The sequence below is a fragment of the Cupriavidus lacunae genome, from assembly GCF_003353055.1.
In the GTDB taxonomy this organism is placed as follows: Bacteria; Pseudomonadota; Gammaproteobacteria; order Burkholderiales; family Burkholderiaceae; genus Cupriavidus; species Cupriavidus lacunae.
Genome location: NZ_QKWJ01000060.1, coordinates 26,601 through 46,049 on the forward strand (window position 1 = coordinate 26,601; position 19,449 = coordinate 46,049).

Sequence of the window (19,449 nt, forward strand, 5' to 3'; positions counted from 1 at the left end):
GGGCAGATCATGAAATCCACTCTGTACAAGCGGTTACTCGCTATCGCGCTGGCCGCGGGCAGCGCCACCGCGGCGTTCGCGGGGGAACGCCCGCGCGATACCGGTGTTGGGTGCCACCATGCGGCCAATGCCTATTGCAGGCTTCCCGACGAGGGCAGCAAGCCCATGCTGCAAGGCGTGCTGCCTGGGGAGAGTCTGTTTTGTATCAACGTATCTCGCGCTCGTGCGCAGATACACAGCGATACAAAATCCCCCGAAGTCCGACACATGCCGCTTGCCATGGCCTCCTAGACTCACGTTCACGAGATCACCCACACAGGAGAAGCAGATGTCGAACAAAGTCGATTTGCCTCGTCGAGGCTTTCTGGGCGCCGCGGCAGTGACACTGGCCGCGACCCCGTTCGGGCTGTCGCAGGCCGCCTACGCACAAACCGGCGTGTCGAAGGCGCCGCCGCTGCCCTCGACCACGGCGGGCACCCATGCCAGCTTTGCGCCGATCAGGCACGTCAACGCCGGCGTGCTCAACATCGGCTACGCCGAGGCCGGCCCAGCCACAGGGCCCGTCGCGCTGCTGCTGCACGGCTGGCCCTACGACATCCACAGCTTTGTCGACGTCGCGCCCCTGCTGGCGGCGCGCGGCTATCGGGTGATCATCCCTCACCTGCGCGGCTTTGGTTCGACGACATTCCTGTCCACCGACACCGTGCGCAATGGCCAGCCCGTGGCAATCGCCGCCGACATGATCGCGCTGATGGACGCGCTCAATATCCGGAACGCCGTGGTGGCCGGCTTTGACTGGGGCGCGCGCACCGCCGACATCATGGCGGCGATCTGGCCGGACCGATGCAGGGGGCTGGTCTCGGTCAGCGGCTACCTGATCGGCAGCCAGGCGGCAGGCAAGCTGCCGCTGCCGCCCGAAGCCGAGCTCCAGTGGTGGTACCAGTTCTACTTTGCCACGGATCGGGGCCGCGCCGGCTACCAGAAATACACGCACCAGTTCGCCCGGCTGATCTGGAAACTGGCGTCGCCGAAATGGAACTTCGACGATGCCACGTTCGACCGCAGCGCCGCCGCCTTCGACAATCCGGACCACGTGGACATCACCATTCACAACTACCGCTGGCGGCAGGGCCTGGCCATCGGCGAAGCCAGGTTCGACGACATCGAGAAGCGGCTCGCCACGGCGCCCACCATCGGCGTGCCCGCCATCACCCTGGAAGGCGATGCCAATGGCGCGCCGCACCCCGAACCCAGCGCCTATGCCAGCAAGTTCACGGGCCGGTACGAGCACCGGGAACTGACGGGCGGGATCGGCCACAACCCGCCGCAGGAAGCGCCGACGGCGTTTGCGCAGGCGGTGCTCGATGTCGACAGGCGCTGACAGGGTGTTTGTCCCGGAGAATGAAAGCGCGCTCTCACCTCGCACGCATCGATCATCAATGCGAGCGTGCCTGAGAACTGGCACCGGCCGGGAGTGCGCGTACCACGGGCACCGCGGCCAGCGTCTGCCGAATCCCCTCGACATAGCTCGTCTTGCGGATCGGCCCGATCAGCCGCTGCAGCGCCGAGTCGTCCATGATCAGTGGGTCTGACATCAGGTAGTGCATCTCCACCAACTCGCGCATGACCGGGTTGAACAGGCCCAGCAGGCGCAGCATGGTTTTGCTGGCGACGCGCAGCTTCAGCCTGCGCCCGGTCTGCCGCTCCATTTCCGCGACCAGCTCGCGCTGCGTCGTGACACCGGCGCCCGCCAGGTGCCAGATCTTGCCGAAGGCCGCCGGCGTGTCGGTCAGCCGGGCGACCACCGGGCCCACGTCGGGCACATAGACGAACTCGTGCGGCTGGTCGACGGGCCCGACCATGTCGGCAGTGCCGCCATTCGCCGCTGCCTGCGCGGCGCGGTGCAGCAGGCTGGCTTGCACGCCCGGGCCATAGAAGTCAGGCAGCCGCAGCACCGTGGCGCGGATGCGCCCGCTGGCGTGGGCCTGCATCAGCAGGTCTTCCTGGGCCTTGCGCATGCGGCCCTTGAAGGTATGGGGCTCGCGCGGATGGTCTTCGCGGACCGGGTTGCCGGTCTGCACCCGGCCGTAGGGATAGACGGTGCCGATCAGGATGACGTTCCTGACCCCGGCAGCCACGGCCCCTTCCAGCGTCTTGCGCATCAGTTCGGGGTGCAGCTGGAACCGCCAGTAGTCAACGCCGACCATATAGACCAGCGTCTCGATCCCGCTGGCAGCGGCCTGCACCGACTCGGGCGAAGCAGGGTTCCAGGTGACAAGCTCGGCCAGCGGGTCCGTCCCGAAGGCCGAGCGCAGGCTGCGTTGGTTGCGGCCGACCACGCGATAGGGCTGGCCCTTGCTGCGCAGCGCGGCGGCCACGCTTTGACCGATCGCGCCGGCTGCGCCGAAGAGAGCGACTTTGGACATGGCGAATCTCCTGTTGAGTTGGCGCCTGTGGCTGAAAGCGGCTTCAGTTTGCGAGCTCGGTAGCTAAAAGGAAATTGCCTATAATCGGCTAGCCGCTATTGAAAAATGCATAGCTATGCCAAGAAGCGAACCGAACTGGGAGTGGTACCGGAGCTTCCTTCATGTGCTGGAGACCGGCTCGCTGTCCGCGGCGGGACGGGCAATGGGCCTGACGCAGCCGACTGTCGGCCGGCACGTCGACAGCCTGGAGGCCGCGCTGGGGCTGAAGCTCTTCACCCGCGCGTTCGACGGATTCACGCCGACCGACGCGGCGCATGAGCTGAAGCCCTACGCCGCCGGCATTGCCGCGACGGCCGCGGCGATGCGACGCGTCGCCAGCGGCCACGGCACGGGCGTGCGGGGCACGGTCCGGCTGTCGGCGAGCGAAGTGATCGGCGTCGAAGTGCTGCCGCCGATCCTGACGGCGCTGCGCAATGAGCATCCCGCACTGGAAATCGAGCTGGTGCTGTCGAACCAGGCTGACGACCTGCTGCGCCGCGAAGCGGATATCGCGGTCCGGATGTTCCGGCCGGAACAGGAGGCGCTGGTGGCCACGCGGGTCGGTGGGATCGAGTTGGGCCTCCATGCCCACGAAAGCTATCTGGCCGCCCATGGCGTGCCGAAGTCGCTGGCGGACCTGTCTCGCTTTTCTTTGATCGGCTTCGACCAGGAGAGCGCCTTTATCCGCCGCTTGCAGGGAAAGTTCAAAGCCTTCTCGCGCGACGCCCTGGCCTTCCGTGCCAACAGCGACCTGGCCCAGCTGGGCGCGATACGTGCGGGATTTGGCATCGGCGTGTGCCAGTCGGCGCTGGCGGCGCGGGACCCGCGGCTGGTCAGGGTCCTGCACAAGCCGTTCTCGCTGACCTTGGATACCTGGGTCGCGATGCACGAGGACCTGCGCGAGAGCGCGCGATGCGCAGTGACGTTTGCCGCGCTGGCTGCGGGGCTGCGCGCCTACGCCGAAGGGGCGTAGGCGCATTGGAAACGTCAGTCCGCAGCGTTCTCCTGCGCCGCATCGTATTGCCCGAGACAGGCCATGCCATTCAGCCGTGAGCGCAGCAGCAGCGCCCGTTGCGCTTGCGCCGCGTTGGCGGCGTCGCCGCGCCAGGCCTTCAGGGGCGGCTCCTGCAAGGCGCGCCCGTAGGAGAAGGACAGCCGCCAGGGCAGCGGGGCCAGCCGGTTCATGGCGTCGAGATTGACGGTGGCCTCGGTGGGCGTCTGGCCGCCGGACAGGAAGAAGATGCCCGGCACCGCCGCCGGCACCGTGCGCCTGAGCACTTGCACGGTCTGCAGGGCGACCTCGGCCGGCGCCGCGTGCCCGGCCTCCTTGCCGGGCAGCACCATGCTGGGCTTCAGCACCATGTGTTCCAGCACCACCGCATGCCGGTGCAAGGCGTCAAAGACCTCATGCAGCACGGCCTCGGTGACCTCGGCGCAACGTGCCATGGTGTGCGCGCCATCCATCAGCACCTCGGGCTCGACGATGGGCACCACGCCCGCTTCCTGGCAGATGGCGGCATAGCGTGCCAGCGCTTCCGCATTGGCCTGGACGGCAGCCCGGCCCGGCAGTTTGTCGGACACGTTGTAGACCGCGCGCCACTTGGCAAAGCGCGCGCCCTGCTGGCGATAGCCGGCAAGCCGCCTGGCCAGACCGTCGAGACCCTCGGTGACCTCGTCTCCGGGGGCCAGGGCGAGGGCGATCTTGCCCTTGTCCACCTTGATGCCGGGCACGATGCCCTGGCGCGCGGCCAGTTCCGGCAGCGGCGTGCCATCGTCGGCGCGCTGGCCAAGCGTTTCCTCATACAGGATCACGCCGCTGATGAACTTACCAAGACCCGGCGTCGACAAGAGCAGGTTGCGCCACGCGCGGCGGTTCTCCTCGCTCGATACCACCCCGATGCGCTCGAACCGCTTGGCGATCGTCGGCCCGCTCTCGTCGGCCGCCAGCAGCCCTTTTCCCGCTTGTGTCAGGGCGTCCACTGTGGCTTGCAGTTCGCTTCTTGTGTCCATGATGAGGCTCCGCGCAGGTGACATAGGCACAAGCATTTGCCCGAATGCGCAATCGCGCAAGGGAGCTGAGGGCGAGTGGCCCGTGCCGATGGTGCCCGCCCGAACATTTCGCGCAACCTGCAGGGCGCCGGCCGGAGCGCTGCCCGGCGCGCCTTTGGGGTGATGGCTTGCCCAGGCGGGGGTGTGGGATAATTGCCGCTTTGCCCAGGGCGCAGCTCAAGAGGTTGTTCGCACGGGCATGCCAGGGCCCTTATTCCCGCGGCCCGCTTCCTATCGCGATATTTCTTCAGCAATAAAATGCCCACATACCGTTCCAAAACCTCCACCGCCGGCCGCAACATGGCGGGGGCGCGCTCCCTGTGGCGCGCCACCGGCATGAAAGACGAAGATTTCTCCAAGCCCATCATTGCGGTGGTCAATTCCTTCACCCAGTTCGTGCCCGGGCACGTGCACCTGAAGGACCTGGGCCAGCTGGTCGCGCGCGAGATCGAGGCCGCGGGCGGCGTGGCCAAGGAATTCAACACCATCGCGGTCGATGACGGCATCGCCATGGGCCACGACGGCATGCTGTATTCGCTGCCCAGCCGCGACATCATCGCGGACTCGGTGGAATACATGGTCAACGCGCACTGCGCCGACGCCATGGTGTGCATCTCCAACTGCGACAAGATCACCCCCGGCATGCTGATGGCCGCCATGCGGCTCAACATCCCGGTGATCTTCGTCTCCGGCGGCCCCATGGAAGCCGGCAAGACGCGCCTGGCCAACCCCGTCACCAAGGCCATGGAGTTCAAGAAGCTCGACCTGGTGGACGCCATGGTGATCGCCGCCGACAGCGCCTACTCCGACGCCGACGTGGCCGAGGTAGAGCGCTCCGCCTGCCCCACCTGCGGCTCGTGCTCGGGCATGTTCACGGCCAATTCCATGAACTGCCTGACCGAGGCGCTGGGCCTGTCGCTGCCCGGCAACGGCACGGTGGTGGCCACGCACGCGGACCGCGAACAGCTCTTCAAGCGCGCCGGCAGCCGTATCGTGGAACTGGCCCGCCAGTACTACGAGAAGGAAGACGCGCGCATCCTGCCGCGCGCGGTGGGCTTCAAGGCCTTCGAAAACGCCATGACGCTGGACATCGCCATGGGCGGTTCGACCAATACCATCCTGCACCTGCTGGCGATCGCGCGCGAGGCGGAAATCGATTTCGACATGACCGATATCGACCGCCTCTCGCGCATCGTGCCGCAGCTGTGCAAGGTGGCGCCCAACACCAACAAGTACCACATCGAAGACGTGCACCGCGCGGGCGGCATCATGGCCATCCTGGGCGAGCTGGAGCGCGCCGGCAAGCTGCACACCGACGTGCCGACGGTGCACGCCCCCACGCTCAAGGACGCGCTGGAGCAGTGGGACATCAGCCGCACCCAGGACGAGGCCGTCAGGAACTTTTACCTTGCCGGCCCGGCGGGCATCCCCACGCAGGTGGCGTTCAGCCAGAACACGCGCTGGCCCAGCCTGGACCTGGACCGCGCCGAGGGCTGCATCCGCTCCCACGAGCACGCCTTCTCCAAGGAAGGCGGCCTGGCAGTGCTGAGGGGCAATATCGCGCTCGACGGCTGCGTGGTGAAGACTGCCGGCGTGGACGAGAGCATCCTCGTGTTCGAAGGCACGGCCCATGTCACCGAGTCGCAGGACGAGGCCGTGGAGAACATCCTCAACGACAAGGTCAAGGCCGGCGACGTGGTGATCGTGCGCTACGAAGGCCCCAAGGGCGGCCCCGGCATGCAGGAGATGCTCTACCCCACCAGCTATATCAAGTCCAAGGGCCTGGGCAAGGCCTGCGCGCTGCTGACGGACGGCCGCTTCTCCGGCGGCACCTCGGGTTTGTCCATCGGCCACTGCTCGCCCGAGGCGGCGGCCGGCGGCGCCATCGGCCTGGTGCGCGACGGCGACAAGATCCGCATCGACATTCCCAACCGCACGATCAATGTGCTGCTGTCCGATGAGGAGCTGGCGAGCCGCCGCGAGGAGCAGAACGCCAAGGGGTGGAAGCCGGCCAGGCAGCGCCCGCGCAAGGTGTCTGCTGCGCTGAAGGCTTATGCCAAGCTGGTGATGTCGGCGGACAAGGGTGCGGTGCGGGACTTGTCGTTGCTGGACGACTGAGCCTGCGGCGAAGCGCTAGTCCGTTTGCCGGGAAGGCCGCTCTATGGGGCGGCTTTTTTCTTTGGATTCTTATATGAACGCGTCTTATATGAACGCGTCTTGCCGGATGCACTGTCAGCAGGCGGGATCGATTGCGAAGACCTGCAATCCGTGGCCGTTCCATATCTCGTTCGCCGATACCGGGCGTGATGTCGCTCACCCTGGCCGCCCCTTGAAAAGCCCGCCCCACCTGCCTCATCAATGGCGCTGCGCCTACGACAGCTTGCGGCCGAGCGTCTCCGGCACCATCGTCAACCCGAGCAGCGAGACCAGACCGCAGCCGATCAGGTAGAACGCCGGCGCATTGGGGTTGCCCGTCAGGTGGATCAGCACGGTTGAGAACAGCTGGGCAAAGCCGCCGAATATCGCAATGGCCACATAGTAGGTCACGGACATGCCGGTGGCCCGCAGGCGCTGTGGCAGTACCTCGCTCACCAGCACCAGCGTGGCGGGTGAAGTCATTGCCATGGGAATGGCCAGGCAACCGACCACCACCAGCAGGCAAGTCAGTGACGGAAAGGTATTGAGCAGGAAAAAGGCCGGATAGGCCATCAGCAGCAGCGCCACACGCGACCACCACACCATGGTGCGGCGCCCGACGCGGTCGCACATCCAGCCCGCGATCGGACCGAACACCACCATCATGGCCGCGGCTACGAAGCCGGCCCAGACAGCGTCGCCGCGCGGGATATGCAGCTGGAAGGTGGCGTAGTTCGGCAGGTAGTAGGCGATCAGGTGGATGGCCGCGGCGAGGCCCGTCATCAGGAGCACGCTGGCTACCAGCTCACGCCAGTGCTGGCGCATCAGCTGCCATCCGCCGGCAGCGGTCTTTTTGCGCGGTGGCGGTACCAGCGTTTCCTCCAGGCGCCGGCGGATCAGCTGGCCGATGGGGATCACCAGGATGCCGAGCAGGAAGGCCGCGCGCCAGCCCCAATGCTCGAGGGCATCGGCACTGAGCGCATGGGTGAGCGAGAGCGCCACCAGCGCGGCGAAGACGGCGGCAATGCCCTGACTGGCCGTCTGCCAGCTGGTGTAGAAGCCGCGCGAGCGTTCGTCCGCATACTCCAGCAGCATGGCGCTGGCCGAGCCCATTTCACCGCCGATGGCAAAGCCCTGGATCAGGCGCGCCAGGATCATCAGGACCGGGGCAACGTAGCCGATCTGCGCATGGGTCGGCGTCACCACGAGGATCAGGGCGCTGAACGCCATCAGCCACATCGACAGCAGCACCGCGGGCTTGCGGCCGTGGCGGTCGGCGTACGCGCCGATCACCAGTCCACCCAGGGGGCGCATCAGGTAACCCGCGCCGAAGGTGCCGAAGGACAGCAGCAACTGGCCGAGCGGATTGCCGATGGGGAAGTAGAGGGGAATGATCAGGGTGGCGAAGAAGTTGTACACCCCCGAGTCATACAACTCCAGGGCGCCGCCGATGGTGATGGCGGTGATGGCAGAGACCTTGGACATGGCCCTGGGGTTGTCCTCGGCCGGAGTGGGCGTGGCGACTGGCGAAGCCATGGTGGTGGGATCGAGGGGCAAAGCGGTCTCCTGGCGCTGCGGCATGATGCCGCCGCGCGCTGTTGTTGGGCGGATGCGTCGGTTGGCGTGAGGCGGCCCGGCTGCCTGGCGTGGCCAGGGCGGTGCTGCCTTAATCCAGCCGGAATCCGGTCTGCTTGATGGCGAGCGCCCATTTCTTCTGCTCGGCCGCCATGAAGCTGGCAAACTGGTCCGGCGAGCTCTGGCTCGCGGGCTCATAACCCTTGCTCACAAGCTGCTGGCGCACGCCAGGCGCATTCAGGGCCTTCTCGATCTCCTTGCCGAGCAGCGTGACGATTGCCTTCGGCGTGCCGGCGGGCGCCACCAGGCCATACCACTCGCTGGCCTCGATCCCCGGGAAGCCGGCTTCGGCCATGGTCGGCACGTCGGGGAACAACGGCAGCCGCTGCTTGCTGGCCACGGCGATGCCCTTGAGCTGGCCGCCCTTGACGAACGGCATCACCGCCGGCACGCCGTGGAACATCAAGTGGATATGGCCGCCCACCAGGTCGGTCAGCGCCTGCGGCGCGCCTTTATACGGTGCGTGCACGATATTGATATGCGCGGTTTCCCTGAACACCTCGGTGATCACGTTCTGCTGGGTGCCCGGGCCGGGCGAGGCATAGCTGAGCTTGCCCGGCTCCGCCCTGGCGCGCGCCACCAGGTCCTGCACCGAGCCGCCCACGGACGGGTTCACCACCAGCATGTACGGGGAGCTTGCCATCAGGCCCAGCGGCGCAAAGTCCTTGCCCATGTCGAAGGGCAGGCTCTTGTGCAGGCTGGCGTTGATTGCCATCGGCGCGCTGGCGACCAGCAGCGTGTAGCCATCCGGCGCCGCCTTGGCGCCCATGCCGGCGCCGATATTGCCAGTTGCCCCGGGCCGGTTGTCGACCACGACTTGCTGCCCGAGGCTGGCCGTCATCTTCTCGGCCACCGTGCGGGTGACGGCATCGACGCCGCCGCCCGCGGGCCAGGGCACGATGATGCGGATCGGCCGGTTGGGGTATCCGCTTTGTGCCAGCGCGCCGGTCGCGCAGGCGGCAAGGGCGATCGCGCCCAGCGTACGGCCAAGACGGTTCAGTACGGATTTCATTGCTTGTCTCCTCGCTGTCTCTGGCGGGCCCCGTCCGGGTGGCGGAGCCTTCGCTGTCTCAGTCTCTGGTTTATGCCGCTTCGGTAGCCTTGCCTTGTCCCGGCATTGCGCTCCCCTGCTGCCATTGCGCCATCAGCCGCTCCCAGCGCGTGCGCGTGGCCGCCAGGTTGCGCGCCTTGACGTGGCCGTAGCCGCGGATCTCCTGCGGCAGCCGGGCAATCTCGAGCGCCAGGTCGAGGTTGTGCGCGGAAAGTGCCGGCAGCAAGGCTTCGACGCTGCGCCGGTAAGCACCGATCAGGGCCCGCTCCTCCTTGCGCTCGTGGGTGTAGCCGAAGGGATCGAATGCCGTGCCGCGCAGGCCCTTGAAACGGGTCAGTACGCCGAACGCAGTGCGCATCCACGGGCCATAGGTGCCCTTTACCAGTTCGCCGGCCTGGTTCTTCCGCGCAAACAGGGGAGGGGCCAGGTGATGGACCAGCCGGACCTTGCCCTCGAACATCGACGCGATCTGCTGGCGGAATGCGGCGCCGGTATGCAGGCGCGCCACCTCATATTCGTCTTTATAGGCCATCAGCCTGAATAGCGAGCGGGCCACGGCTTCGGTCAGGCGGGTGCCGCCGAGGACCGATTCCGCCGCCTTCACGCGGTCCACGAACGACTCATATTGCGCCGCATAGGCCCGGTTCTGGTAGCCGGTCAGGAAGTCGGCGTGTTTCTTCATCAGTTCCTCGACCGGCACCTTGCGCACGAACTGGATCACCTGTGAGCCGGCCGGCTGCGCGGGTATCTTCGACATATCGTGGGCGCACAGCCGGCCCCATTCGAAGGCCGCCTTGTTGCTGTCGATCTGCACGCCGTTGAGCTCGATGGCGCGCATCAGGGCCGCGTGCGACAGCGGCACCTTGCCCTTCTGCCAGGCATAGCCGAGCAGCAGCAGGTTGGCGTAGATCGACTGGCCGAGCACCTGCTTCGCCACCTGTTCGGCATCGAAGCTGGCGAGCTGGCCGTCGCCGACGGACTGTGCGATCCGCGCCACGGCCTCGCCGGTCTGCGGATCCCAGTCCGGGTTGCGGACAAAGGCCGCGGTCGGGGTGAGATGGCTGTTCAGCACCACATAGGTCCGCGCCGGCGACATCGCGGCCAGCGAGGCCTTGCTGGCGGCGACCACGGTATCGCAGGCGATCACCAGGTCGGCCATGGCCACGTCGACGCGGCTCGCATGCAGGGCGTCCGGGCTGGCGGCGATCTGGATGTGGCTCCAGGTGGCTCCGCCCATCTGCGCCATGCCGGTCGCATCCTGGGTGATCACGCCCTTGCCTTCCAGGTGGGCGGCCATGCCCAGCACGCCGCCGATGGTGACGATGCCGGTGCCGCCGATCCCCGCCACCACGATGCGCTGCGGCGTGCCGGCATCCGGCAGCGTGGGCATCGGGATGGCCGGCGGCGTGGCACGGCCGCCGCTGGCGGGGGCGGGGGTCTTCAGCTTGCCGCCTTCGACCGTGACAAAGCTCGGGCAGAAGCCCTTGGTGCAGGAGAAATCCTTGTTGCAGGTGTCCTGGTTGACCTTGCGCTTGCGCCCGAAGTCGGTTTCCACCGGCTGCACCGCCAGGCAGTTGCTTTGCACGGAGCAGTCGCCGCAGCCTTCGCACACCAGCTCGTTGATGACCACGCGCCTGGCCGGATCGACCATGGTGCCGCGCTTGCGCTCGCGGCGCTTCTTGGTGGCGCAGGCCTGGTCGTAGATGATCACGGTCACGCCGGATACCTCGCGCAGTTGGCGCTGCACGGTATCGAGCTCGTCGCGGTGGCGCACGGTGACGCCGGCGGCGAGATTGCTGACGCCCTTGTACTTGTCAGGTTCGTCGGTCACCACGACGATCTGCCGCGCGCCCTCGGCGGCCAGTTCGCGCGTCATCGCCGGCACGTCGAGCTGGCCGTCCACCGGCTGCCCGCCGGTCATGGCCACGGCGCTGTTGAACAGGATCTTGTAGGTCAGGTTGACGCCGGCATGGATCGACTGGCGCACCGCCAGCAGGCCGGAGTGGTTGTAGGTGCCGTCGCCCAGGTTGGCGAACATATGGGTGCGCTTGCTGAACGGTGCCTGGCCCATCCAGTGCACGCCTTCGCCGCCCATCTGCGACCACGAGCTGGTCGAGCGGTCCATCCACACCACCATGCCGTGGCAGCCGATGCCGGCGGTTGCGACCGAGCCTTCCGGCACGCGCGTGCTGGTGTTGTGCGGGCAGCCCGGGCAGAACCAGGGCAGGCGGTCGGTGGCGCGCGCATCGCCCTGGGAGGTGGCGCGTTCCCGGGCGTCGATCTCCCGCAGGCGCACGTCCATGCGCGTGGCCACTTCGGCCGGCACGCCCAGCGCCTTGAGCCGCTGCGCGATGGCCTTGGCCACCAGCGCGGGCGACAGGTCGGCCTTGGCCCGCAGCAGCCAGTCCTCGGCCGGCTTGCGGTGGCTCCATTCGCCGCCGGCGCCGTCGGCGTGGTGGTACTTGCCGAAGACTGCCGGGCGCGCGGCGGGCGGGTAGTGGTACAGCTCGTCCTTGAGCTGCTGCTCGATCACGGGGCGCTTTTCCTCGACCACCAGGATCTCGCGCAACCCGCGCGCAAAGTCGCGCACGCTGTCGGGCTCCAGCGGCCATACCACGCTGACCTTGTGCAGCCGGATGCCGAGCGCACGGCAGGTGGCGTCATCCAGCCCGAGGTCGAGCAGGGCCTGGCGCGTGTCGCTGTAGGCCTTGCCGCTGGCGATGATGCCGAAGCGGTCGCCGGATCCCTCGATCACGTTGCGGTTCAGGCGGTTGGCGCGCACATAGGCGAGCGCGGCCGGCCACTTGAACTCCATCATGCGCGCCTCGGCCGCGAGCGGATCGTCGGGCCAGCGGATATGCAGGCCGCCGTCGGGCATGACGAAGTCTTCCGGCAGCACGATGCGCACGCGATCCGAGTCGGTGACCACCGAAGCGCCCGATTCCACCACCTCCTGCACGGTCTTCATGCCGGCCCACAGCCCGCTGAAGCGGCTCATGGCGAGGGCGTGCACGCCGAGGTCGAGGATGTCCTGCACGTTGGCCGGAAAGAACACCGGCAGCCCGCACGCCATGAAGGTGTGGTCGCTCTGGTGCGCCAGCGTGCTGCTCTTGGAGACGTGGTCATCGCCGGCAAGCGCGATCACGCCGCCCAGCGGCGAGGTGCCCGCGAGGTTGGCATGCTTGAGCGCATCGCCGCTGCGGTCGACGCCGGGGCCCTTGCCGTACCAGATGCCGAACACGCCGTCGTAGCGCTTGCTGGCGGCATCGAAATCCAGTTGCTGCGAGCCCCAGACCGCCGTGACGCCGAGTTCCTCGTTGACGCCGGGTTTGAAGACCACGTGGTTGTCGGCAAGATGCTTCTTTGCCTGCCACAGCGCCTGGTCATAGGTACCGAGCGGCGATCCGCGGTAGCCGGAAATAAAGGCGGCGGTGTTGTGGCCGGCCGCGGCATCGCGCTTGCGCTGCAGCAGCGGCAGGCGCACCAGCGCCTGCACGCCGCTCATGTAGGCGCGGCCGGAGTCCAGCGCGTACTTGTCGTCGATCGACACAGCTTGCATGGCCTGCCGGGCCGCATCGGGGAGTGTGGGGGCATTCATATTGGCGCTCTTCTGACAAACAGGGTTGAACGGGGCCTGCCGGCGTGCGATTGCACCCGGATCTCTGGCAGTACTGTGACGAAAGCGGCGCTAGCCGGGGAGGGGGATGCCGAGTTCCCGGCCGAGCGCATCCAGCGCCCGCACGACCGCGTCGGGCAGGTTGATGCCTTGTGCGCGGCCTTCGCGCTCGAGCGTCTCGCCACGGTGTCCCGGGAGCCGGGCGTCGGCGCCGCCGGCGGCAAGATAGTTGCCGGTCCACTGGGCCATGTAGTCGGCGAACAGCTCCTTGCCGGCAAAGGCGTCCGGCTTGACCAGCCAGACAAAACCGCCCTGGCGGCCGACCGCGCCGCTGCCGGAGACGGTGTTGCGCGCGGGAGAAAGCGAGTCCGCGGTGGCCGCCATGGCGCCGGCCAGGCACTCCACCATCATGGCGATGCCGATGCCCTTATGCCCGCCGGTGGGCAGCAGCGAGCCTTCCAGCGCGCGTTGCGCGTCGGTGGTCGGGTGGCCGTCGGCGTCGAGCGCCCAGCCCGCGGGAATCGGCTTGCCTTCACGGGCGGCCAGCAGGATATGGCCGCGCGCGGCGACGCTGCAGGCCACGTCGAACACGATCGGCGCCGACCCCGGCAGTGGGCAGCCGAAGGCGATGGGGTTATGCCCGATCGCGGCGCGGGCAAAGCCTTCCATGCCGAGCACGGGGGGCGTGCGCTGGCCGACCATGCAGAAGGCGCCGGCCTCGGCGGCCAGCAACGCCGGGATGCCCAGCGCGCCGAGATGGCCGCACGATTGCACGGCAACCAGCACGGACGCGCTCGATTGCAGCGCCTCCAGCCCGAGTTGCACGGCGCGCGGGCCCGCGATCTGGCCCATGGCGCCGTCGGCATCCAGCACGATGCCGCCCGGGAAGGCCTTGTGCGACATCTCCGGGCGCGGGTTGAAATCGCCGGCACGCAGGCGTTCGACGTAGGAGGGCACCCGCGTCAGTCCGTGCGTCTTGTAGCCGCGCAGTTCGCTGCGCACCAGCGCGGCAGCGGCTTCGGTCGCCCGGTCTGGCGCCACACCGCACGTCCCGAACACGGCGGCGGCCCAGCGCGCGAGGTGATCGGTGTTCCAGCGGATAGTCATGTCGATTTCTCCCGCACGATCATCAGGCGCTCCGCGAACGGGGCGGCATAGACCGACTGGTAGTAGAGCGGCTGGTCACGCAGCGTATAGCCGCGCAACTCCATGATGAATGCCGGCGCCTCGGGATCCAGCCCGAGTTCCTGCGCGGCCGCGGCCGGGGCCTGGCCGAAGCGGATCCACTGGTCCACGCGCAGCGTCGGCAGCGACAGGCGCTGGCCGATCAGCTCGCGCAGGTTCTTCTCCAGGGCATCGCGGTCCAGTCCGCCAAGTTGCGCAAAGTCTTCCTCGCGCAGCCAGAACTCGCTGTAGAGGTCGAAGTGGCCGCCGACGCTGATCACGCGCTCGATGCGCACATAGCCATCACCGGCGAGGAACTCCGACCACGGTCCCTTGCGCTTGATCCGCTTCACCGAGCGCGCGTGGACGTAGGACGGCAGCTCCTTGCCCTGTTCGTCGAGGAAGCGCAGGTAGCGGACATCGGCCGGCGCCACGCGCGTCCCGGAGACAAAGGTGCCTCGTCCCTGTTCACGCGTGATCAGTCCGGAGTGCGTGAGCCGGGCCAATGCCTTCTGGACCGTGCCGACGCTGACCCCATGGAAGCTGGCGAGCTCGCCTTCGGAGGGCAGGCGATCGCCCTCGCGCAGTGCGCCGGATTCGATGGAGTGGATGATCGCGTCGGAGACGCTGCTAAGTTTGGTCATGGTTGTTCAGAGGCTCAGTGCGAATCGACTGACCGCGGTCTCCCTGATATCGAGCACCTCGCTGGTCAGCCGCGTGCCGGATGCGACTTCCATCGCATAGCCAAACAGCTGCTCGCCGAGGCCGGAGATCTTGTCCCCGTTCTGCAGGACGCCGCTTACGTCGAAGTCAATGTTGTCGGCCATGGTGCGCAGGGTATTGACGTTGCCGCACACCTTGACGGTCGGTGCCACCATGCTGCCGATCGGATTGCCCACTCCCGTGCCGAAGAAGGTGAGCTGGCATCCGCCGGCAGCCAGCGCAGTGAGATTCTCCACTGCCGCAGCCGGCGCGTCCATGAAATGCAGCCCCTTCTTCTGCGGTGCCTCGCCGTAGCGCAGCACGCCCACCAGCGGGCTGGTGCCGGCCTTGGCCATGGCGCCCAGCGCCTTTTCCTCGACCGTGGTCAGGCCGCCGCGCTTGTTGTCGGGCGAAGGCTGGTCGTCGCGCATGTCGACGCCGCGCGAGATCGCCAGGTTTTCCATATTGCGCACCGCCGTGACGAAGGCCTCGCGCACCCGCCCATCGACCGCGCGCTCGGCGAACAGGTGCTCGGCGCCGATGAACTCCGAGGTCTCGGAAATGATCACGGTGCCGCCGCCGGCGACCACCATGTCCGCCATGCGGCCGATCACCGGGTTGCAGCTCAGCCCGGAGGTGGTGTCCGAACCGCCGCACTCGACCCCGATCACCAGCGACGACACCGGGCACGGCACGCGGCGCGCCTTCGACGCGGCCAGCGACAGCCGGCTGGCCTTGCGCGTGCCTTCGGCAATGCAAGCGACCGTGCCGTCGGGCTGCAGGTGCACGCGTTCGACCGGCTTGCCGGTTGCGCGGATGCGGCGAGCGACCTCTTCCGTCGACGATTCTTCCAGGCCTACCAGCAGGACCGCGGCGATGTTGGGATTGCGGCCCAGGCCGGCGAGCGATTCGAACGCGAAATCCAGGTCGGTGCCGAACTGTCCGCGCACGAACAGCGTCGTGACCGGGATGCAGCCGCCCACGGTGCGGGCAATGGTGCGGGTGACCGGATTGCAGTTGTCCATCACGGAAACCACCGCGACCCAGTTGCGCACACCGACCGCGCCGTTCTCGCGCGGGTATCCGAGGAAGGTTGTTGTCATCTGCATTACCCCTTTTTCAGGTCGCCGCGGGCACGCGCCGACTCGATGTTGTGAACGTGCATGTGTTCGCCGGCCCGCACCGCGCGGCTGGCGCGGCCGATCACCTGGCCGTACTTCAGGATGGTTTCGCCCGCTACCGCGTCGGCGATGCAGATCTTGTGGCCGAACGGCACGTCTTGCAGCAGCGCCAGGCTGCCTTGTCGCTCGCCTTGCAGCACGCAGGCTTCGCCAGCCTGGCCGGGGTCCAGCAGGGTGGCCACGTTGTCGGCCGGGTTCAGTACGATGGCTCGGGGCATTTATCAACTCCTGTATAGGTGTTGGGATCCAATGTAGAGAGTCGACAGGCTCATAGTCAAGGATAAACAGGGGAACTCAGAGAAAACCACTACTACTCCAGTAGAAGTCCTATATAGAAGTTTATTGACATCGGTCAGACCACTGTCTATCTTCATGACAACGGCGAGGTTGTCTGCGCCGGAGCATCGACGCAGTGAATCTACGGAGAAGGCAGACATGAACGTCATGTCACACAAGGAAAAAATCGCGAAGCTGCAGGCCCTGCGTGCACGCCTGGATCCGCTCGCCGATTTCGGCCTGTGGTTCTGGGCAGGCATGACCGCCGGCACCCATGCTGTCAATGCAGCACTACACATGGCGGGCGTCACGCTGGACGACGACCGGTTCCCGACGCAGCCAGGCGTCTACCTGGTGCCGCAGACCGATGGCAGCCTGAAGCCGGCGTTCCGGCCGCTGGGCGACGTATTGCATGTGGGCCGCCCGAAAGTGGAGGGGCCGGTGCCTGCCGATATCGCCAAGATGATGGAAGCGATGGAGCACATCGAGCATTACCGCGATCCCTGCCTGCGCGAGGGGCTGGCGCCAACGGCCGGGATTGCGCAGGGTTGCGACGCCGCGCTGCGTCGTTGCCTGGACTTGCTGCAAGCCCGCCTGGAGGTAGACCCACATGGACATTGAGCAGCACATGGCGATGGCGCGCAGCATCGAGGCCTCGGTGCGGAAGTGCACCGAGGCCGACTACGAGATGACCATCGAAGGCGCGATGCTGGCGGGCACGCACTGGCTGAACGCGCTGATGCACACGCTCGGCGCGACCTCGCCGCAGGCAGATGTGTTCCACACCTACCTGCTGTCGGTCAATGAATTCAGGCGGCTGGCGGTGGCGGCCGAAAAGCCGCTGCACGCCCTGGCCGCCATCGAGGACACGCGGGCGCCATTTGTACGGGGCAACCATCCGGGTGGGGAAGCCGCTGCCGAACGGGCGCTGGAGTTGCTGTCGCTGATTCGCGCGGCCGCACTGGGCGAGGCGTAGACCAGGCATTCGCAGCAGATACAGCAAGAGACACGTCGAGAGACAGGAAAAGGAGACAGCAGTGAAGGCAGTCCGCGTAGTGCCGGGCCCCGAGGGCGGCAAGGTAGAGGTGCAGGATATCCCCGTGCCGGTGGCGGCAGCAGGGCAGGTGCTGGTGAGGGTGCGCGCTGCCGGCCTGAACCGCGGCGAGATCAACCAGGCCAGGGAGCTGCGCTCGGGCAACACGATCACCACCGGCGTCGAATTTGCCGGCGAGATCGCGGAAGTCGGTGAGGGCGTAAGCGGCTGGCGCAAGGGCGACCGCGTGATGGGCCATGGCCGCGGCTGCCAGGCGGAGTATGTGGTGGCCGATCCGCTGGCGCTGATCCCGGTGCCGGACGGCCTGTCGTGGATCGATGCCGCGGCGTTCCCCAACGTCTTTATCACCGCGCATGACGCACTGGTCACCAATGGCCGCCTGGTGGCGGGCGAGTCGGTGCTGGTCAACGGCGCTTCGGGCGGCGTGGCGATGGCCGCAATCCAGATTGCCTCGCTGATGGGCGCCCGGCCCGTGATCGCGTCGTCGCGCTCGGCGGCCAAGCTGGACAAGATCAGCCAGTTCGGCGTGGATGTCGGCATCGACGCCTCGCGCGACGACCAGGTCGAGGCGGTCATGCGTGCCACAGGCGATAAGGGTGTCGACATCATTATCGATACCGTCGGCGGCCTGGTGTTCGAGGCCAATATGAACAGCCTGGCAATCAAGGGCCGCCTGGTGAACATCGCACGGCTGGGCTCGGCGACCGCCCAGATTGACCTGGCGCAGCTCTGGCTCAAGCGCCTGCAGCTCATCGGCGTGACCTTTCGCACCCGCACGGAACAGGAGCGGCTGGAGTGCATCCAGGCCTGCGCGCGCGACATGCTGCCTTTCTTGCGCGCGGGTCGCGTGCGCCTGCCGATCGACCGGACCTTTGCCATGACCGACATCGACGCCGCGCATGCGTACATGAAGCAAGACCAGCACGTCGGCAAGATCGTGTTGCTGGTCGACTGAATTCATAGATAAACCAAATAAGGAGGAGACATGATGACGATCCAGATCAAGCCGCTGACCGGTTCCGTGGCTGCAGCCGTGACCGGCGTCGACCTGAACCAGCCGCTCGACGACGCCAGCTTCGGGATCCTGCACCGGGCGTTCCTGGAGCATGGCGTGCTGGTGTTCCGCGGCCAGCATCTGCAGCCGGCCGCGCAGGTCGCGTTCGCCCGGCGCTGGGGCAAGCCGGTGCAGGGCAACCCGCTGCTCAAGGGCCTGACCGAGTTCCCGGAACTGGCCCAGGTCACCAGGATTCCGAAGGAAACCGCCTCGACCGAGGCCTGGCATTCGGACTCGATCTATACCGAGGTGCCGCCGAAGATCTCCATCCTGTCGGCAGTGACCATCCCCATCGGCGGCGACACCATGTGGTGCAACCAATACGTATCTTACGACCGCCTGTCGCCGGCGATGCAGCGCATGATCGACGGGCTGCGGGCGCGTTTCTCGGGTGCGCGGCTGGCCAGGATGACCGGTTCGGACAAGGTGCCGACGGCCGTGCACCCGATCGTGCGCACGCACCCGGAGACCGGGCGCAAGGCACTCTATGTCGGCCACCCCGACACCGCGCAGTGCATTGAAGGCATGACCGAAGCGGAAAGCCGCCCGCTGCTCGACTTCCTGTATGAGCACTCGGTGTCGCCGGACAACGTCTACCGCCATATGTGGCAGGAAGGCGATGTGGTGATGTGGGACAACCGCTGCACCATGCACTACGCCGTGCACGACTATGGCAATGCCGAGCGCGTACTGAACCGCGTCACGCTGGAAGGGGAAGTGCCCCGCTGAGCCGCACCGTCAGAACCGGGGCCGCGCCTTGCCGTTGATCCGGCATGCGGCGCCTGGCATACAGGTTGCCCGTCCCCCCCGACGCACGGAATGCACGGGAACAATGGAGATTGAAATGCAGATAGGGATCCCGACTGAGACGCGGGCGGGGGAGACTCGCGTCGCCGCCACCCCGGAGACCGTCAAGAAATACGTCGCCCAGGGCCACAAGGTGGTCGTGCAGGCCGGTGCCGGCCTGAGCGCCAGCCAGCCCGACAGCGCGTATGAAGCGGTCGGCGCCACCATCGGCAGCGCCGCCGAGGCATTCGGTGCGCAACTGGTGCTCAAGGTGCGCGCA

At 67.1% G+C, this 19,449-nt stretch carries 17 protein-coding genes and 1 pseudogene; 9 read left to right on the forward strand and 9 right to left on the reverse strand.

The window, feature by feature from the left end:
* Positions 1 to 9 precede the first annotated feature (9 nt).
* Positions 10 to 291: a hypothetical protein gene (locus tag DN412_RS30865; protein ID WP_133303108.1), complete on the forward strand. Its 282-nt coding sequence runs from the start codon at positions 10 to 12 to the stop codon at positions 289 to 291.
* A 37-nt stretch (positions 292 to 328) separates the two neighbouring features.
* A complete protein-coding gene (locus DN412_RS30870) occupies positions 329 to 1,381 on the forward strand; it encodes an alpha/beta fold hydrolase (protein WP_115215043.1) in 1,053 nt (350 codons plus the stop codon).
* Between the two features lie 55 nt (positions 1,382 to 1,436).
* On the opposite strand, the gene DN412_RS30875 is transcribed toward DN412_RS30870, so the two are convergent.
* On the reverse strand, positions 1,437 to 2,426 hold the full coding sequence (locus DN412_RS30875; protein ID WP_115215044.1) for an NAD-dependent epimerase/dehydratase family protein: 990 nt from the start codon (positions 2,424 to 2,426) through the stop codon (positions 1,437 to 1,439).
* A 115-nt stretch (positions 2,427 to 2,541) separates the two neighbouring features.
* Between DN412_RS30875 and DN412_RS30880 the strand changes: the two genes are divergently transcribed.
* Positions 2,542 to 3,438, forward strand: coding sequence for a LysR family transcriptional regulator (locus DN412_RS30880; RefSeq protein ID WP_115215045.1), 897 nt, complete (start codon positions 2,542 to 2,544; stop codon positions 3,436 to 3,438).
* Between the two features lie 14 nt (positions 3,439 to 3,452).
* Here DN412_RS30880 and DN412_RS30885 read toward each other — a convergent pair whose 3' ends face one another.
* Positions 3,453 to 4,475, reverse strand: coding sequence for a class I fructose-bisphosphate aldolase (locus tag DN412_RS30885; RefSeq protein ID WP_115215046.1), 1,023 nt, complete (start codon positions 4,473 to 4,475; stop codon positions 3,453 to 3,455).
* Between the two features lie 297 nt (positions 4,476 to 4,772).
* Here DN412_RS30885 and ilvD point away from each other — a divergent pair, with 297 nt between their 5' ends.
* Positions 4,773 to 6,632 carry a dihydroxy-acid dehydratase gene (gene ilvD, locus DN412_RS30890; RefSeq protein WP_115215047.1) on the forward strand — a complete coding sequence of 620 codons (1,860 nt, stop codon included), beginning with the start codon at positions 4,773 to 4,775 and terminating at the stop codon, positions 6,630 to 6,632.
* A 252-nt stretch (positions 6,633 to 6,884) separates the two neighbouring features.
* Here ilvD and DN412_RS30895 read toward each other — a convergent pair whose 3' ends face one another.
* The 7 genes from DN412_RS30895 to DN412_RS30925 all read right to left on the reverse strand — a co-directional run bounded on the left by DN412_RS30895 (position 6,885) and on the right by DN412_RS30925 (position 16,217).
* Positions 6,885 to 8,207 carry an MFS transporter gene (locus tag DN412_RS30895; protein ID WP_115215059.1) on the reverse strand — a complete coding sequence of 441 codons (1,323 nt, stop codon included), beginning with the start codon at positions 8,205 to 8,207 and terminating at the stop codon, positions 6,885 to 6,887.
* A gap of 109 nt (positions 8,208 to 8,316) precedes the next feature.
* Positions 8,317 to 9,297 (reverse strand): tripartite tricarboxylate transporter substrate binding protein, encoded by a 981-nt coding sequence (locus DN412_RS30900; RefSeq protein ID WP_115215048.1) that lies wholly within the window; start codon positions 9,295 to 9,297, stop codon positions 8,317 to 8,319.
* Positions 9,298 to 9,367: 70 nt separating this feature from the next.
* Positions 9,368 to 12,934 carry an indolepyruvate ferredoxin oxidoreductase family protein gene (locus DN412_RS30905; protein WP_115215049.1) on the reverse strand — a complete coding sequence of 1,189 codons (3,567 nt, stop codon included), beginning with the start codon at positions 12,932 to 12,934 and terminating at the stop codon, positions 9,368 to 9,370.
* A gap of 90 nt (positions 12,935 to 13,024) precedes the next feature.
* Positions 13,025 to 14,059, reverse strand: a complete 1,035-nt coding sequence (locus DN412_RS30910; protein ID WP_115215050.1) for an Ldh family oxidoreductase — start codon at positions 14,057 to 14,059, stop codon at positions 13,025 to 13,027.
* Positions 14,056 to 14,760, reverse strand: coding sequence for a GntR family transcriptional regulator (locus DN412_RS30915; RefSeq protein ID WP_115215051.1), 705 nt, complete (start codon positions 14,758 to 14,760; stop codon positions 14,056 to 14,058). The genes DN412_RS30910 and DN412_RS30915 overlap by 4 nt, the downstream gene beginning before the upstream one ends.
* A gap of 6 nt (positions 14,761 to 14,766) precedes the next feature.
* Positions 14,767 to 15,921, reverse strand: a complete 1,155-nt coding sequence (locus DN412_RS30920) for a UxaA family hydrolase (protein ID WP_115215060.1) — start codon at positions 15,919 to 15,921, stop codon at positions 14,767 to 14,769.
* 5 nt (positions 15,922 to 15,926) lie between these two features.
* Entirely contained in the window at positions 15,927 to 16,217 is a 291-nt protein-coding gene (locus tag DN412_RS30925; RefSeq protein WP_115215052.1) for a UxaA family hydrolase, read from the reverse strand.
* A gap of 217 nt (positions 16,218 to 16,434) precedes the next feature.
* Between DN412_RS30925 and DN412_RS30930 the strand changes: the two genes are divergently transcribed.
* The 5 genes and pseudogenes from DN412_RS30930 to DN412_RS30950 form a co-directional block, all read left to right on the forward strand.
* The gene (locus DN412_RS30930; protein WP_115215053.1) at positions 16,435 to 16,896 is read left to right on the forward strand and encodes a hypothetical protein; all 462 of its coding nucleotides are present in this window, start codon (positions 16,435 to 16,437) and stop codon (positions 16,894 to 16,896) included.
* Positions 16,886 to 17,251 (forward strand): hypothetical protein, encoded by a 366-nt coding sequence (locus tag DN412_RS30935; protein ID WP_115215054.1) that lies wholly within the window; start codon positions 16,886 to 16,888, stop codon positions 17,249 to 17,251. The genes DN412_RS30930 and DN412_RS30935 overlap by 11 nt, the downstream gene beginning before the upstream one ends.
* Before the next feature lie 61 nt (positions 17,252 to 17,312).
* Positions 17,313 to 18,284, forward strand: a complete 972-nt coding sequence (locus DN412_RS30940) for a zinc-binding dehydrogenase (RefSeq protein ID WP_115215055.1) — start codon at positions 17,313 to 17,315, stop codon at positions 18,282 to 18,284.
* A gap of 33 nt (positions 18,285 to 18,317) precedes the next feature.
* On the forward strand, positions 18,318 to 19,112 hold the full coding sequence (locus DN412_RS30945) for a TauD/TfdA dioxygenase family protein (protein ID WP_115215056.1): 795 nt from the start codon (positions 18,318 to 18,320) through the stop codon (positions 19,110 to 19,112).
* A gap of 115 nt (positions 19,113 to 19,227) precedes the next feature.
* Positions 19,228 to 19,449 (forward strand): annotated as a pseudogene (locus DN412_RS30950) (NAD(P)(+) transhydrogenase (Re/Si-specific) subunit alpha); the annotation flags it as partial.